The following is a 12,040-nucleotide window of genomic DNA, read 5'->3' as shown; positions in this document are numbered from 1 at the left end:
GGTCCCTCACTTAATCCCGGTGAAACCGATGGAGTTAACAATGCGCTTGGCCGCGGCCATGAACAGCAGCAGCATGGGCAGGGCGGCCACGAGCGTGGCCGCCATGAGGCCGGACCAGTCGGGGCCGGTCTGGGGCGACTGGGACTTGAAGACGGCCACGGCCACTGTCAGCACTCGCGAGGAGTCCGTGTAGGAGACCAGCAAGGGCCAGAAGTAGTCGTTCCAGGCGCTGATATAGGTCAGGATTGCCAGGGTGGTGATGGGGGCCTTGGCCATGGGCAGGATGAGCTGGAAGAAGACCCGGATCTTCGAGGCGCCGTCCAGGAGGGCGGCCTCTTCCAGCTCGCGGGGAATATTCATGAAGAACTGGCGCAGGAAGAAGACGGCGAAGGGCGTCATGAGCATGGTGGGCAGCGCCACTCCCAGCAGGGAGTCAATGAGGCCGAGCTGTTTGACCAGCACGAAGTTGGGCAGCAGGGTGAAGATCGAGGGCACCATGAGGGAGGCCAGGAAGATTCCGAAGACGGTGTTCCTGCCCCTCCACCGCAAACGTGCGAAGGAATATGCGGCCATAGCGGAGAAGAAGACCTGACCGGCCGTGACCAGGGTGGCCACGACAACGGAGTTGCGCAGGTAGGTCCAGAAGTGGATGGAGGCGCCCGATCCGCCATCGGCTATGGCCTCCTCGGAGCCCTGCAGGCCGAAGACGCGGGCGAAGCCGCGCAGGTTGGTATCCACCGGCAGGATGGAGGTGGGGTCGGAGGCCAGCCCCGCATTGGAGGACAGGGCTGTGCGCAGGACCCAGTAGAAGGGCAGGAGCGTGACTGCCATGATGAGGATCATGGCGACCCAGGCCAGGACACGGCCCACGGTGGGGCGAGGGCGCTTGGGCTGAGGGGTCGAGGATGACGTGGTGGTCGCGGTTGTCGTGGTTGTGCTCATGGTGGTTCTCCCTCAGTCCAGGTCCGTCTGACCGGCCCGCATGAGCCGGTACTGCACTGCGGTGATGGCCGCCAAGATAATGAGCAGCCCAACGGCGATTGCTGAGGCGTACCCGAATTGGAAGCGGCCGAAAGCGAGGTCGTAGATGTAGAACTGGAGTACGCGGGTGGCGTTGACCGGGCCTCCTTGGGTGGTCACCGAGACTGTGTCGAAGACCTGGAAGGAGCCGATCATGGTCATAATGAGGACCAGGGCCAGGATGGGGCGCAGCAGCGGCATGGTAATCCGCCAGAACATGGTCCACTCGCTGGCGCCGTCGATCTTTCCCGCCTCGTAGACGGTGTTGGGGATCGCCTGGAGGCCGGCGAAGATGAGCAGGGCCGTGTAGCCCATGTGCCGCCACACATTGATGAAGGCGATGGTGGGAATGGCCAGGGCGGAGGAGAAGAAGTTAACGCTCTCCCCGGTGAGGGCCTCAATGATCTGGTTCGTCACGCCCAGGGTGTTGTCCAGGATCCACAGCCACAGCATGGCCGCCACAACATTGGAGACCAGGTAGGGGGTGAGCACAATGGAGCGCACCAGCGTGGACTGGGTCAGGCGCTGCATGAGCACGGCGATGGCCAGAGCGAGAATCGTCTGGAACCCGATGTTGAGCACGACGTACTCCAGGGTCACCCAGATGGCGTTCCAGAACGTGTCGTCGCGAATCATGCGCTGATAATTCGCAACTCCGGTGAACTTCTCCGGGGTGAGCAGGTTGTACTCGGTGAAGGACAGCCAGATGCCGCGAATGAGGGGCCAGATGTAGAAGGCGATAAGGCCGACTCCTGCAGGCAGGATAAAGGCCCAGCCCAGGCGGGCGTCGCTGCGGGATTTGCGCCGCAGCGTGGGCTTGGATAGGGCGGTGGTGGACATGGTTCCTTCCAGGTCGTCATTGACAGGTCCGGGTTGCCGAGGGCTGAGGGCGCAGCAGCTGCTGCACCCTCAGCACCGGAGCGGGAGTTTTGGGAGTGGCGGGTGGTGGATTAGTGGGGTGGTGGCCCCGAGGAGCCCCGGGGATCAGGTGGGGTGGCGGCCCCGGGCGGGGCCGGCCGGCTCGTGCCCAGCCGGCCCGCAGCCGTGGGGGAGCAGGTGGAGCGGGGGCCGGCCGGTGGCACTATTGCCCGTGATTGCCTGAGATTGCCCGCGACGCCCCGGCGGCGGGGAGTGCGTGGGCCGAATCGTCAGGCCGGGCCATTAGCCGGTACCCGCGCCCGAAAGCCTCAGTCGACAGCGGTGGCGCGCACGAGGATCAGGTGGTCGGGGTGGAGGACTGGCAGGGCCAGTCCCGTGGTCGATAGGTAGGAGCCGGGCAGAATTACCCCCTTGTCCATCCATTCCGCCCGCAGGTCCAGCTCGGGGTAGGTCGGGGCGGCCAATTCGACTCGGTAGATCCGCTCCGGGTCCAGTCCGGGCAGAGGCCGCGGCGCGGTGGGCCAGGAGATGAGCTGGCCCAGGCAGGCGATCTGGAAAATGGCCTGGGAGCCGTCAACGGCCACAACGCCCTCAATGCGCAGCGCGTCGTCGTCGGCCAGGTCCGCGTGGACGGTCAGGCCCGAGTGGAGCAGGGGGCGCAGCTCCTTGTGCAGGGCGATGGTGTCGGCCAGGCGCTTGAGCGTGGGCTCGTCGGCCTCGGTGAGGTCCCACTCCACGCCCATGTGCCCCCACAGGGCGGTGCCGGCGCGGAAGTCAATGTCGAGGTCGCGCAGGGTGGTGTGGGCGCGGCCGGCGCCCACATGGGTGCCCATGAGCTCGGGGGGCAGCAGGAGGGTGGTGCCGCGCTGGATGTCCTGGCGGTCGTGGGCGTCAATGGAGTCTGAAGCCCACACGCGCTGGGTGCGCTCCATAATCCCCATGTCAATGCGCCCCCCGCCGCCTGCGCAGGACTCGATCTCCAGGGCGGGGAAGCGCTCGTGAAGGGCGTCCAGGAGGCGGTAGAGCGCCAGAGTCTGGTCGTGGACGGCGCCGCCGCCGTGGTGGCCGGCCGTGGGCGCGGCGGTCTGGTGCCCGGTCGCCAAGAGGGGCGAGTTGTGGTCCCACTTGATGTAGGCGATGTCGTGGCGCTCCACCAGTGCGCAGATCGACTCGTACAGGTACTCCCAGGCGCCGGGGGCGCACAGGTCCAGGACACGCTGGTTGCGGTGCTCCGGGGCGCCGCCGGCGCCGTCGGAGAGGATCCAGTCCGGGTGGGTGCGGGCCAGGTCCGAGTCGAGGTTGACCATCTCGGGCTCGAACCACAGGCCGAACTCCATGCCGAGGCTGTGGACGTAGTCGACCAGCGGGCCCAGGCCCTGGGGCCACATCTCGGTGGAGACCTGCCAGTCGCCCAGGCCGGAGGTGTCGTCGCGGCGGGAGGAGAACCAGCCGTCGTCGAGCACGTAGCGTTCGATTCCCACCGAGGCGGCCAGGTCGGCCAGGGTCTTAAGGCGATCCAGGTCGTGGTCGAAGTAGGCGGCCTCCCAGGTGTTGAGCAGGACGGGGCGCGGCCGGCTGGGGTGGGAGGGCAGGGCGCGCAGGAAGGCGTGGCCGCGATGGGCCAGGGCGTCTAGGCCCTCGCCCCAGGAGAAGACGACCCACGGGGAGGTATAGGACTGGCCGGCCTCCAGGCGCACCTCGCCGGGGACCAGCAACTCGCCGGCGCCCAGGAGTTTGCGGCCCTGGGGCGGGTTGAGGATGAGGGAGCGGGTGGAGCCGGACCAGGCCAGGTGCACGCCGTGGACGGTGCCGCTGCGCCAGCCGAAGCCGCTGCGGCCCGCGGCCACCCAGGTGGTGGCGTCGTGACCGGGGCGCCCCTCCCAGGACTCGCGCAGGTGGGTGCCGGCGGTCAGGGCGTGGCGCTGGAGGGTGCGCTCGTGGATGTGGTGGCCGGACATGTCAAGGACTTCGTCGGCGCTGTCGGGCAGGGGCAGGTAGGGGGTGACCTCGTCCACGAAGAGGGTGGGGTCGAGGTCATCGCGGCCCTGCGCGTCATTGTGGACGCCGGCGCGCACGCGTACCAGGCCCGAGGCCTCCAGGCGGAGCTCGCAGACAACCGTGACGCCGTGGGCGGGGTCGGTGCCGGTGGAGGTCAGTGTGTGGACGGTGCCGACGGCAGCTTCGTCCCGGCCCGCGGTGTGGGTGACGGTCTCGGGGTGGAAGGAGAAGGAGGTGCCGTCGGAGCGGTGGAGGCCGACGGCGGGGCGGGCGGACCAGCCCAGGTGGGCCAGGGGGAGGATGGGGAGGTCATTGAGTATCCAGGCGGTATTGGTTCCCAAAGACGTTCGGGCCGCGGTGGCGGCGTCTTCGAGGGCGGTGGCGCTCAAGTCGCCGAGGTCGGCGCCCCAGTGGCGCACCACGGGGAAACGGTCACCGGGTGTGTCGACAACGAGGGAGGTGCCGGCGTTGCGCAGATGGAGGGTCATCGCAGTCCTTCCGGGGCAGGGCGAGGCGCGGTTACTTTCAATATGAAATTAATGAGCGCAGAGACACTTTGTCAACCACTAATGCGTCAATCTGACATCAGATGTTCGCAGTTGTGGAGTGACTGTGACGCGCGGCGGCCGGTGTTCGTATGGCACGATCGACCTGGCGGCCGCGCCTTGCGGGGTGCTGCGACCCGCAAGGCACCGATGGGCACCGATGGGCACCGGAGCGCCAAGGAGTTGCCCTCCCGACCGCCGGCCACTGACAAGGAGGACCGCCATGGAGCCACGGGCTGGAGTCGGCCCCGTGTCCCAGGTGCTTCTCCTTCTGGCCGTGGACGGCACGTCCACTCGCTCAGCGCTGGCGCGCCACCTCGGGCTGTCGGCCGCCACCCTGACCCGGGCGGTCCGCCCACTCCTGGAGACCGGCCTCGTGATCGAGGAGGCCCCCACACTCGCCGGCCCCGGCCGGCCCATCCGGGCCCTGAGGCTCGCGCCCCGGGCCGCCGCGCTCCTCGGCGTCAAACTCACGGCGGACCACCTCTACGCCGAACTCATTGACCCGACGGGATCCGTGCTCATGGACACCTCCGAGCCGCTCGTGGGCCGGGACGTCGACGGCGTGGTCGCCCAAATCGCCGCCCTGACCGCCAGGGTCGCTCACAGCTCCGACACGCCATTGTCGGGGATGGGACTCTCCCTGGGGGCGAGTGTCGTGGGGGAGCGGGAGATTCGCGTTGCGCCGTTCCTGGGCTGGACCCGAGTGCCCATTGCCGGCCTCATGGCCGAGGCGACCGGGCTGCCGGTCCGCGTAGCCAACGACGTACGGGCCTTCACCTACGCCGAGGCGTGGTTCGGGCTGGGGCGTGGCGCCGACCCCTTCGCCCTGCTCACCCTGGGCACCGGGATCGGCTGTGGCCTGGCTATTGGAGGGCGCGTCATCGCCGGCTCCCATGGCGCCGCCGGCAGCGTGGGGCACCTGCCCCTGAGCGACTCCGGGCCCTCCTGCGAGATAGGGCACATTGGCTGTGCCCGCGCCCTTGCCTCGGCTCCGGGCATTGCCGCCCAGGCCAGCGAGGTCCTCGGCCACCGGGTTCGCGCCGAGGACGTGGTGGGGCCCCAGGGCCTGACCGACCTGGCCCGCGACCCACGCCTGGACCACATCCTGGCCCTGGCCGCGGCCGCGGCAGGACGGATCGCCGGCGGGATCGCCGCCCTGGTCGACCCCGAACTCATCGTCGTCTCCGGGGAGGGGGTGGGGGTGGTCGACGCCCACCGCGAGGCCTTCGACGCCGCCGTGGAGCGCGCCCGGCACTGGAGCGCCCCCGTCCCCCGGATCCTCACGCGCGCCTTCACCTTCGGGGAGTGGGCGCGCGGGGCGGCCGCACTGGCCGTCGAGCCCTGGGCGTGCAGTGTCGAGTCGCGCCTGAAGTCCTCATAAACCCCAGATAAACCCCAGATAAACCCCAGATAAACCCCAGGCGCTGGTTCCCCGGTTCCCTGCGGACCCCTACGAGCCCTGATCGTGGCGTCAGCGCAAGCCGCTCTTGTCCAGCCAGGCCTCAACCTCGTTGGCAGCGCCCTCGACATCCTCACCGCGAATGGCGAGACCCTCCCGCACATCGGCCTTGGGGCAGAGCTCGCGGTAGTCCTCGATGACCGACCCCTGCTCCGCCCCGTAGGTGAAGAACGGATGGACCGTTTTACCGGCAAGCGCACTGGTCTGATCGAGGAAGGAGCGGATGATCATGGGCGCTCTCATATGCCAGAGGGGGCAGCCGATTAGCACCGTCTGGTAGCCACTGAGGTCGGGCGGGTCTCCATCGATCTCGGGGCGGGCATTGTCGTTCTGCTCCTGCCGGCCGCGCTCGACAGTGGGGTCGTACGCCTCCGGGTAGGGGTCAGCGGCAAGAATCTCATAGGTATCGCAGTCGATCCGCTCGGATATCATCTCGGCCACCACCTTCGTATTGCCGATTTCGAGATTACGTCGTCCTCCCGCCCAGTAGTTCTCACCGGGACGGGAGAAGAACACGAGCAGAGGGCGCCTGGTGGCGGACGAGTCCGACGGGTCTGACGTGGATGTCATCGTGGGCGATCCTTGTGGTGTTGGGCCGGTATCCGGATTTGAACGATTCGACGGGGCGCATCCGGCCGGCGCAGCCGTCGCGGCCAACCCGGTGGCGCTCACGAGGGTTCGACGACTCATCTCAGTCCCAGGATACTCATCCTGGGCTGAGCGCCTGGCCGCCTCGCGCGGGCGGGCCCAGGTGGTGCCGACAGGCGGTCGCGCTCCAGGCGCAGCAGACCCCGAGTGACAGACAACACGCCCCACGCCGCCGTGGTGAACGCTTAGGAGCGGGCACTGGGTGTGACACCGGGGCGGCCCGCCCGATAGACTGCCCGCGCCGGGCTGCTGGCTCAATTGGTTAGAGCAGCGGACTTCAACTGAATAGGAGCACCTTGCGGGAAACCGCGGGGATGACACCGCTCAAAGTCGGGGAACCCCCTGCCATCAGGCGAGGCGATCCCGAGCCAAGCCCTCCTACGGGAGGGAAGGTGTAGAGACTGGACGGGCGGCACCTACAGCACGGGCGTGCCACGGTGAAGGGACAGTCCAGGCCACGAACGCCCCCCGGGGCGGCGGCGAAAGCCGAAGTGCGCACGTTAATCCGCGGGTTCCGGGTTCGAGTCCCGGGCAGCCCACCGCCGGACGCAAGGCCACCCCTCATCCGAGGGGTGGCCTTCATTCCCGGCGCCCGCCGACCCTCACCCAAGGAGTTCGCCGTGCCCCGCCAATTCCACCGCCCGGCCCGCCTTGACCCGGAGGTCGCCGAGCAGATCGAAGGCAGTGAGGATACTGCCGTCTCCTCCGAGCTCGCCCACCACGCCGCCCAGGCCCTCATCGGCGGCTTCCCAGGTATAAGCGACGACGGCCCCATTACCCGTGCGGGCGTCGTGGCGGCAGTCGAAACCCAGGGCGTTGACGACGTCGCCGAGCTGTGGGCCGACTCCCCGGCAACCACCCTGCCGGGCACTCTCTGGCGCTTGTTCCTGCTGCGCGAGTGGATCCGCCGCGACCCCCAGCTCGTGGCCCGCCGCTACGCCACGGTTATCGACCTGTCCGGAGCCGACGCCGAGGCCATTGCCCGTTTTGAGGCCGCCCGGGCCGCCGGCCGCCGCGCGCCGGCGCCCGAGGAGCTGCATGCGCGCCTCGACACGGTCCTGGCCGGGCGCCTGGAGGGCTCGGCGGTGGCGCTGGCGCCCGTGCTGATCGCATGCGCGGATTTCCTGCGCGCCCTGGCACGAGGATCGAACTCGGTGTGGATTGAAGACGACACCGACGAACTCGCCAACCGGGTCACCCTGCGCGACTCCGCGCTCGCGGCCACAGCCGACGAGCTGACGGAATCGGCTAAGCGGGCGGCCGCAGGCCTGCTTGACTGAGGAGGGCCGACTCGGGCGGGCCCTGAATCCCATGAGCCCGGGCGAGTCCTGCGAACCCGGGCGAGCCCCGTGAGCCCGGGCGAAGCCTGTGAACCCGGGTGAACCCCGTGAGCCCGGGTGAGCCCTGTGAGCCTGGGCGAGCCCTGCGAACCGGGCCCGCCCATCCTTGGCGCCCTGACCTGTCTACTGCTGGCGCCCTGACCTGTCTACTGCTGGCGCCCCGACCTGTCTACTGCTGGCGCCCCGACCCGCCCGCGGACAACAGCCCGCGGGGCCACCGCCTCCCACCGGTGACCTGGACGTGGGACGATTCACCCATGACGAGTCCCGATGCCGACAACACCCCCACCCACAGTGACATCCAGGCCGGTCAGCCATCCGGTGCCGAATCGGGCGCCGAGGACGCCGGCGGCGTCCCCTCGCTGGCCTCCTTCCTCGGCGGGCAGGCGCGGGTCCAGGCGCAGCAGGCCTCCGCCCAGGGCTCTCCGCCGCGCGCCGGGGATCAGGGAGCCTCCTCGGGCGCGCAGGACGCCGGGGTGGCCCCACAGCGGGAGGAGCCCGTTGAGCACGTCATTGAGCCGGCGGACCCCCGCGATTTCGCCGACGATTCCGGGCCCCAGTACGAGGACGAGGATTTCGACGAGGATCCGGCTCCGCCCACCAGCACGGGGGGCAATGGCGGCGCGTATTACGCGACACCGGCCGCGCTCGCCTCGCCAACCTCGCCGAACCGGGCCGAGGATGCGGCTGCGAAGCCCGTTGCGGCCGGGCAGGACCAGGTGGAGGGGGCTGGGGGTTCGGACGCCTCCGCGCAGACTCCAGCAGCCCGCCCCGTGCCAGAGGCGAAGGTTGCCGGCCCGGGCTCGAATTCCACTGATCACACCTCGGGCCGCTTGGGCCCCACCAACCCCGCCGGCTCCACCAGTCCCACCAGCCCCGCTGGCCCCACCAGTCCCGCCAACCCCGGCCCGGACTCCGAGGATGCCACCTTGGATCCCGTCCCCCTCCAGGATCATTGTCCCGACAGGGACCTACCGCCCCTGGAGTCCTTCACCGACCGCTTCAACGATCGTGAACTGACCTGGCTGGACTTCAATGAGCGCGTCCTGGAGCAGGCCGAGGACCAGAACCTGCCCCTGCTGGAGCGCGCCTGGTTCCTGGCGATCTTCTCCTCCAACCTCGACGAGTTCTACATGGTGCGCGTCGCCGGGCTCATGCGCCGCATTAAGGCCGGCATTACCCCGGTGCGCGCCTCAGGCCTGGACGCCCACGAGGTCGTCGCCGCTGTGACCGCCCGCGCCAAGGACCTCACCGCCCGCCAGGCGGCGCTTTTCCAGCAGGACATCCGTCCGGCCCTGGCCGAGCACAATATTGAACTCCTGGACTGGGACAGCCTCACCGATGGGCAGCGTGAACGGCTCACCCGCTACTTCCGCCACCAGATCTACCCGGTCCTCACCCCCCTGGCGGTGGACCCCTCCCACCCCTTCCCCTATATTTCGGGCCTATCCCTCAACCTCGCCGTCATCCTGCGCAACCCCCGCAGCGGCAAGGAGCACTTCGCGCGCATTAAAGTGCCTTCCTCATTGCCGCGCCTGATCACCATCCCGGGGCGTGAACTGTCGGCCTCCGACAAGCGTGCCGGCACCGCCGCCATCCCCATTGAAGCGGTCATTGCCCGCCACCTGGACCACCTTTTCCCCGGGATGGACATTCTGGAGCACCACCTCTTCCGTGTCACCCGCAATGAGAACCTGGAGGTGGAGGAGGACGACGCCGAGAACCTTCTCAAAGCCATGGAGAAGGAGCTGGAGCGCCGTCGTTTCGGCGCCTCGGTGCGCCTGGAGGTCGAGGACACCATTAGCCCGTTCACCCGCCGCTACCTGGTGAAGTCCCTGGGATTGCGCGACGACGACGTCTTCGAGCTCCCGGCGCCCCTGGACCTGACCTGCCTCAACCAGCTCCACGACCTGGACCTGTCCGAGTTGAAATATCCGCGCTTCGTGCCGGTGACCGCCGCCGGACTGGCCGCCCACGAGTCCTCCTCGGCCACGGACGTCTTCGCGGCCATGCGCGACCACGACATTCTCCTGCACCACCCCTACGACTCCTTCTCCACCTCGGTTCAGGAGTTCATCGCCCAGGCCGCCGCCGACCCCAAGGTCCTGGCCATTAAGCAGACCCTCTACCGCACCAGCGGTGACTCCCCAATTGTGGACGCTCTCATTGAGGCCGCCGAGGCGGACAAGCAGGTTGTCGCCATCGTCGAGATTAAAGCCCGTTTCGATGAGGAGAACAACATTTCCTGGGCCCGCAAACTTGAGCGGGCCGGGGTGCACGTCGTCTACGGCATGGTGGGTCTTAAAACCCACTGCAAACTGCTGCTGGTCGTGCGCCAGGAGACCGACGGCCTGCGCCGCTACTGCCACGTGGGCACCGGCAACTACCACCCCAAGACGGCCCGCGGATATGAGGACCTGGGGCTGCTGACCACGGACCGGGACGTCGCCCAGGACCTGACCACCTTGTTCAACCAACTCTCCGGCTACGCCCCCCGCGCCCGCTTCCGCCGCCTGCTGGTGGCGCCCCGCTCTCTGCGCGATGGCCTGGTGGAGCGCATTGAGCGGGAGATTGACAATAAACGCGCCGGTAAGCCCGCATGGATCCGCATTAAAGTCAATTCCATTATTGACGAGACCGTCATTGACGCCCTGTACCGGGCTAGCCGCGCCGGGGTGGACGTGGACATTGTGGTGCGGGGCATCTGCGGTTTGCGCGCCGGGGTGCCCGGGCTCAGTGAGAACATCCGCGTACGCTCCATCCTGGGGCGGTTCCTGGAGCACTCGCGTATTTACGCCTTCGCCAACGCCGGTCAGACGGAGCTCTTCATCGGCTCGGCGGACCTCATGCACCGCAACCTGGATCGCCGTGTCGAGGCGCTGGTGCGCATCACCGACCCCACCATGGTGGACTACCTGGAATGGCTGGTTACCCACAGCGCCTCCGAGGCCGTCTCCTCCTGGCACCTGGAGGCCGACGGCACGTGGACCCGTTACGTCACCGGCCCCGACGGCGAGCCCCTCGAGGATATCCAGACCACCCTCATGGCTCAGGCGCGCTCGCGCGTCAAGAGCCGCCTCTGAGAACAGGACGACGATGACCAAGAGTCCCTGGAATGGTGTGGTGCGCGCCGCCGGCGCCCTGGTGTGGCGGGAGAAGGGCTCGCGCCTGGAGGTGTTGATTGTCCATCGCCCCCGCTACAACGACTGGTCCTTCCCCAAGGGCAAAACGGAGTCGCGCGAGTCCTTGCGCGCCTGTGCGGTGCGGGAGATCGGGGAGGAGACGGGGGTCAATATTGCTTTGGGCCAGCCCCTGGACACGATCCGCTATAAGCTCTACGACGGCACCCGCAAGGAGGTCCGCTACTGGGCGGCCCGTGAACTCGCCGACGACGACCCGGCCCTGGCCCCCAGGGCCCGGGTGAAGCCGGCGTCCCGCAGGGAGATCGACGGGGTGAAATGGGTGAGTGCCAAGGAGGCCCGCAAGCGCCTGACCCATGGCACCGACCGCGACCTGCTGGGCACCCTGGTGGACTTGTGGGAGGACGGCAAGCTTGACACCTGGACCTTTGTCCTGGTGCGCCATGCCCGCGCCGTCAAGCGCTCGGTGTGGAACCGCCCTAAGAAGCGCGACCCCGAGGCCGATGAGGCCACGCGCCCGTTGACCAAGGACCAAGGGGAGATGCGGGCCAAGGCCCTCACCCAGGTCCTGGCCGCCTACGGCGTCGGCCGCGTTATTACCAGCCCCTGGAAGCGCTGCCTGGACACGGTGGCCCCCTATGCGCGCGCGGCGGGCCTGAAACTCCACACCGAGAAGGCCCTCACGGAGACCGCGCACGCCGATCACCCCAAGGCGGCGCGCAAGGTGGTTGCCGAGGCGCTGCGGCGTCGTGACGTCCCGGTGGCGCTATGCACGCATCGTCCGGTACTGCCCACTGTCATGGATGTGGTGGCCCAGTACGCGCCCGGCAAGCTCCTGCGCTCTGTGCCGGACCGGGACCCCTGGCTCAAGACCGGTGAGGTCTTGGTGGTGCACATGGCGCGCCGCCCCCGCGGGAAGATCCGGGCGGTGGCCATTGAGAAGCAGCGCCCAGTCCTGTCCGAGGGCCGCTGAGGGCCGCCCCCTCTCCCTCCCTCCTCCCTCCTCCC

General features: G+C 68.6%; 8 protein-coding genes. 4 read left to right on the top strand and 4 right to left on the bottom strand.

What is annotated here, in order from left to right:
* Window positions 1-6: 6 nt before the first annotated feature.
* The 3 genes from EUC46_RS07440 to EUC46_RS07430 all read right to left on the bottom strand — a co-directional run bounded on the left by EUC46_RS07440 (window position 7) and on the right by EUC46_RS07430 (window position 4,385).
* Window positions 7-942, bottom strand: coding sequence for a carbohydrate ABC transporter permease (locus EUC46_RS07440; RefSeq protein ID WP_128773547.1), 936 nt, complete (start codon window positions 940-942; stop codon window positions 7-9).
* 12 nt (window positions 943-954) lie between these two features.
* Window positions 955-1,860, bottom strand: coding sequence for a carbohydrate ABC transporter permease (locus EUC46_RS07435; protein ID WP_128773546.1), 906 nt, complete (start codon window positions 1,858-1,860; stop codon window positions 955-957).
* Between the two features lie 347 nt (window positions 1,861-2,207).
* Window positions 2,208-4,385 carry an alpha-galactosidase gene (locus tag EUC46_RS07430; RefSeq protein ID WP_128773545.1) on the bottom strand — a complete coding sequence of 726 codons (2,178 nt, stop codon included), beginning with the start codon at window positions 4,383-4,385 and terminating at the stop codon, window positions 2,208-2,210.
* 280 nt (window positions 4,386-4,665) lie between these two features.
* Between EUC46_RS07430 and EUC46_RS07425 the strand changes: the two genes are divergently transcribed.
* Window positions 4,666-5,826 carry an ROK family transcriptional regulator gene (locus tag EUC46_RS07425; RefSeq protein ID WP_128773544.1) on the top strand — a complete coding sequence of 387 codons (1,161 nt, stop codon included), beginning with the start codon at window positions 4,666-4,668 and terminating at the stop codon, window positions 5,824-5,826.
* A 90-nt stretch (window positions 5,827-5,916) separates the two neighbouring features.
* Here the strand turns inward: EUC46_RS07425 and EUC46_RS07420 are convergent, their stop codons facing one another.
* Entirely contained in the window at window positions 5,917-6,474 is a 558-nt protein-coding gene (locus EUC46_RS07420) for a flavodoxin (protein WP_128773543.1), read from the bottom strand.
* A gap of 698 nt (window positions 6,475-7,172) precedes the next feature.
* Between EUC46_RS07420 and EUC46_RS07415 the strand changes: the two genes are divergently transcribed.
* From EUC46_RS07415 to EUC46_RS07400, 3 genes are all read left to right on the top strand, one after another.
* Window positions 7,173-7,832: a hypothetical protein gene (locus tag EUC46_RS07415; RefSeq protein ID WP_128773542.1), complete on the top strand. Its 660-nt coding sequence runs from the start codon at window positions 7,173-7,175 to the stop codon at window positions 7,830-7,832.
* Window positions 7,833-8,149: 317 nt separating this feature from the next.
* Window positions 8,150-10,975 (top strand): RNA degradosome polyphosphate kinase, encoded by a 2,826-nt coding sequence (locus EUC46_RS07405; protein WP_241655466.1) that lies wholly within the window; start codon window positions 8,150-8,152, stop codon window positions 10,973-10,975.
* A 13-nt stretch (window positions 10,976-10,988) separates the two neighbouring features.
* Window positions 10,989-12,005, top strand: coding sequence for an NUDIX hydrolase (locus EUC46_RS07400; RefSeq protein ID WP_128773539.1), 1,017 nt, complete (start codon window positions 10,989-10,991; stop codon window positions 12,003-12,005).
* Window positions 12,006-12,040: the final 35 nt, after the last annotated feature.

Origin of the sequence: Actinomyces oricola (genome assembly GCF_004104015.1) — a bacterium.
Taxonomy (GTDB): Bacteria; Actinomycetota; Actinomycetes; order Actinomycetales; family Actinomycetaceae; genus Actinomyces; species Actinomyces oricola.
The sequence above is the reverse complement of the archived record's forward strand: the minus strand, read 5'-3'. Positions and strand labels throughout refer to the sequence as shown.

Bases quoted from the DNA above. Each gene is read 5' to 3' on its own strand.
- EUC46_RS07440 (WP_128773547.1), bottom strand. From the start codon at position 942: ATGAGCACAACCACGACAACCGCGACCACCACGTCATCCTCGACCCCT.
- EUC46_RS07430 (WP_128773545.1), bottom strand. From the start codon at position 4,385: ATGACCCTCCATCTGCGCAACGCCGGCACCTCCCTCGTTGTCGACACA.
- EUC46_RS07435 (WP_128773546.1), bottom strand. From the start codon at position 1,860: ATGTCCACCACCGCCCTATCCAAGCCCACGCTGCGGCGCAAATCCCGC.
- EUC46_RS07405 (WP_241655466.1), top strand. From the start codon at position 8,150: ATGACGAGTCCCGATGCCGACAACACCCCCACCCACAGTGACATCCAG.
- EUC46_RS07400 (WP_128773539.1), top strand. From the start codon at position 10,989: ATGACCAAGAGTCCCTGGAATGGTGTGGTGCGCGCCGCCGGCGCCCTG.
- EUC46_RS07425 (WP_128773544.1), top strand. From the start codon at position 4,666: ATGGAGCCACGGGCTGGAGTCGGCCCCGTGTCCCAGGTGCTTCTCCTT.
- EUC46_RS07420 (WP_128773543.1), bottom strand. From the start codon at position 6,474: ATGACATCCACGTCAGACCCGTCGGACTCGTCCGCCACCAGGCGCCCT.